Below are 3,464 nucleotides of genomic sequence, written 5' to 3' on the forward strand. Positions count from 1 at the left end.
GATTATCCGAGAAGTATTATTATTTGAGAAGTATGCTGTAACTAATGTAAGTTACAGCATCTCTTGAATGCTTTTCTCGAATAATATTTTACCTTTTTCTCAAAAAATCCGGAACATTAACAGATTTTTTCATTTCTATTTTTTTATTTTCACCAAACCATGTCTCATTCCATTCTCTGAGTTTTTGATCTACCGTATTTTGTGATATTTCAGCGTAAATCTGGGTGGTCTGTAAAGAAACGTGCCCCAAAATATTTTTTATTGTTACAATATCTACCCCGGCTTCCAGTAAATGACAGGCAGTGCTATGTCTCATAGAATGAGGTGGATAGCTATCTGCCAGGAACAATCCTGGATTACTCTTTTTAGCTAAAGTCACATATTTTTTATAAATTCCTTCCACACATGATATCGTCATCTGCTCATGCGTCTGACTAGAAAAAATATGTCGATTTGGAAATAACTCAATATGTCTATGTTTTATATAGCTTTGAAGTGTGCCGACAAGTTTTTCAGCAATTCCAACCTGACGCGTTTTGGATCCCTTACCCGTCAGAGTAATAGACGCAGAATTTGCATCGATCCGTAAATCTCTTACTTTTAAGTCGCAGATTTCCTGTGCTCTGGCTCCGGTTGCATACATGAATGAAAGAAGTACCTTATCTCGCAGACCGGTTTCATAGCTTTCATCTGGAAGAGATAAAAGAATTTTTATTTCCTGTCTGGTAAATACAGCTCTTGCTTTCTTCTTTCCCTTCTTCACAGGAATCCGAATAATGGCACTTCTAAAAACTGATGCAGCATCAAAATCCCTATTCTGTGCATACTCCGAAAATGCAGAAAGTGCAGATAATCTTTGGTTTCTGGTGACTGGCTTACATGATCTTTCTGTTTCCAACCAATTGAAGAAATCTAGTAGTGTATCATAAGTTAGATCAGAAAATCGGATATCATCCGCTTTCGTTTCCTTCTCTTCCAACATAAAGTGTAACAGTAACAGGAAACTTTGTTTGTATGAATTGATTGTATTTGGACTTAATCCCCTGCTATATGGCAGATATGTTTCAAAGTAATCTTCCAACAGTGTCATAAAACTAATTTTTCGTTTACTCATCAAAAGTCACCTCCGGAAACAAATCTCCGGCAAATGCCTCAAACCTTATGATGGTATCTGCAAAATAATCGGCACTGTATTTTAGATATTTTTCTGTCTCATAAAGGCTGTCATGTCCTAAATATGTTGACAAAAATGGTATTGAATCACATGCTTGAATGCCGTTACGCTCATTTTTATCAAAGGATCTGACCGCAAATGTGTGTCTAAAACAATGCAGGCAAGCTCCTCTCTCATACTTTTTCAGCCTATCATTCCGAATCCCTGCAGACATAAGTATTTCTTTAAAATAATTCCTAACCGTATTTGATGTGAGAGGAATATCTTTATCTATGGTCGGAAACAGATAAGCTCTCGAATCCGTTAGAATTCCCATGGCTCCGCAATATCGGTATATGATATCAGCAAGTTTTTCATTGTACGGAACCAAACGTTGCTTATATTTTTTAGTCACTCGAAGAATAATAAGATTTCTTTGAAAATCTATATCACCCACTTTAATATTTAACGCTTCACCTACTCGCAAGCCACAGCATAGTAGCAATCGCAAGAGCATGGGCATTTCATTTTCAATATATACATTTTTGACTACATGCGGAGCTTTTAGGGAATCCGCCAATATAAATATGTTTTCTAATTCTTTGTCTGAATAAAGATACGGAATATATGTATCTCTTGTAATAACAGTTTTAGGAATAAAACACCGATATCCACAATTTACCAGGTATAACAACAATTGCCGTATATAATGTACATGCTGGCTCACGGTATTTATAGAAATACCTTTGCTAACTTCTTTAATCCATTCCTCAACAATGAATTCTGAAATTTCTTTCTTTTTAAGGCCAATCTGATAGAGATAATCATCGAAAAGTTTTACTGTTCGTTTGTAGTGTCGATATGCTTCATTACCTAATTCCTCTTTGCGCAGCTCCATATGTATTTCGATTTCTTCATGGAAAACTGAGTTATATGCTTTAGGCATCTTGCTTACACCTCCCGTTAAGGAAGTCTTGAAATCCGCCTGTTGGTTCAGGAGGGTTTAAGCTGTACTGTCGTAATTTCTCGATATCGATTCTTGCATAATGCTTAATGGCATTATTTGAACTATGGCCCAGTACTTTTCTTACCGTTTCGTATGGTATTGTATCATTTACCATGGAACTCGCCAGGGATGCTCTAAGAACATGGGGTCCACACTTGCGTCGCCCAGAATCTACACTCGAAGCTAATATATATTTTCTAAGTGCATTACGAAGTGTTCCTGTCGTCACTGCATGATATGGCGCATACACATTTAAAAATAATTCTTGAATGTTCGTATCTGGGCGAACCTTCAGATAGTCATCAATTGCAAATCGAACATCTTCAACAAGCGGAAGATGAAGCAGATTTCCTGTTTTTTCTTGAATAATGTTGATTTCATTTCTATTGTCGCCAACATCTTTTGTTTTAAGCTTAACAATATCTCCTGAACGCATTCCCATTCTTGACGCAAGAAGAATCATAGCATAATCACGTTTGCCCATGACAGTACTGGTATCAATAGAAGCCTCTATAAGTCTGATTTCATCAACAGAATATACACTTGGCAGCACATAGGGCTTGCTATAGTGCGGTACAATTGTTGAATAGTCCACTTCTGTCATTCTAGCATCTGCCAGATATCTCAAAAAAACTCTTATTTCACCCCAAAGGTTATGGTCTGTAATCTTTGGACATACCATTGCGATTTTACTCGATGACAGCTGTGTAAGGGAATAGCAGTTAAGTTTGCAAAGTTCATTAAGAAACCACGAAATGGCGTATCTCTTTAACTTAATTGTTCCATGTGCAAGTCCAATATCTTTTCCCCAATCACAATACTTATTAACAACAGTATTATATTCATCAGAAAGTAAAAATTTTTTTCCTTTATCGGAATGCACATCGTTCCAAGTATTCTCAATAATGTCATCTAATCTATAGATAACAGTACGAAGGTTTGAATAGTATTGATTTCTACCGTGTGTTTCAAGATAATTTTGTAAAAATTTTTCTCCTCCTTCTTTGCTGTAGCTCGTGAAACCGTGATTTTTTAACCACGAAATAACACTGTTACATAAATATCGGTATCCTGTAACTGTTATATGTGTACATCCACGAGCCTTCATTCTGTCCAGAAGTTCTACTTCGAGTTCTTCAAATGTTTTAATGTGTTTTGGCATAATTGCATACCTCCTTATCATGAAATAGTTTCATAATAAGGATAAGCTATATATCGTTATTCGAGAAGATTTGGGTAATCACCCCACAAGAGTGAGTCAATGTGAAACTTCTCGAATAATAATAATTCTCGGATAATCGGTAT

At 36.1% G+C, this 3,464-nt stretch carries 3 protein-coding genes; all 3 read right to left on the reverse strand.

Annotation, left to right across the window (positions count from 1 at the left end; genetic code table 11):
- Nucleotides 1-88 precede the first annotated feature (88 nt).
- Genes ACTNA4_RS15800 through ACTNA4_RS15810 form a run of 3 tightly spaced genes read right to left on the reverse strand, consistent with a single transcriptional unit; the run spans nucleotide 89 to nucleotide 3,321 of the window.
- Nucleotides 89-1,114: a tyrosine-type recombinase/integrase gene (locus ACTNA4_RS15800; RefSeq protein ID WP_441031082.1), complete on the reverse strand. Its 1,026-nt coding sequence runs from the start codon at nucleotides 1,112-1,114 to the stop codon at nucleotides 89-91.
- A complete protein-coding gene (locus ACTNA4_RS15805; RefSeq protein ID WP_441031085.1) occupies nucleotides 1,107-2,099 on the reverse strand; it encodes a tyrosine-type recombinase/integrase in 993 nt (330 codons plus the stop codon). Before ACTNA4_RS15805 ends, ACTNA4_RS15800 begins: the two co-directional genes overlap by 8 nt.
- Nucleotides 2,092-3,321, reverse strand: a complete 1,230-nt coding sequence (locus tag ACTNA4_RS15810; protein ID WP_441031087.1) for a tyrosine-type recombinase/integrase — start codon at nucleotides 3,319-3,321, stop codon at nucleotides 2,092-2,094. The genes ACTNA4_RS15805 and ACTNA4_RS15810 overlap by 8 nt, the downstream gene beginning before the upstream one ends.
- Nucleotides 3,322-3,464: the final 143 nt, after the last annotated feature.

The organism is Bariatricus sp. HCP28S3_A7, assembly GCF_052066375.1.
Lineage (GTDB): Bacteria > Bacillota > Clostridia > Lachnospirales > Lachnospiraceae > Allocoprococcus.

Bases quoted from the DNA above. Each gene is read 5' to 3' on its own strand.
- ACTNA4_RS15800 (WP_441031082.1), bottom strand. From the start codon at position 1,114: ATGAGTAAACGAAAAATTAGTTTTATGACACTGTTGGAAGATTACTTT.
- ACTNA4_RS15805 (WP_441031085.1), bottom strand. From the start codon at position 2,099: ATGCCTAAAGCATATAACTCAGTTTTCCATGAAGAAATCGAAATACAT.
- ACTNA4_RS15810 (WP_441031087.1), bottom strand. From the start codon at position 3,321: ATGCCAAAACACATTAAAACATTTGAAGAACTCGAAGTAGAACTTCTG.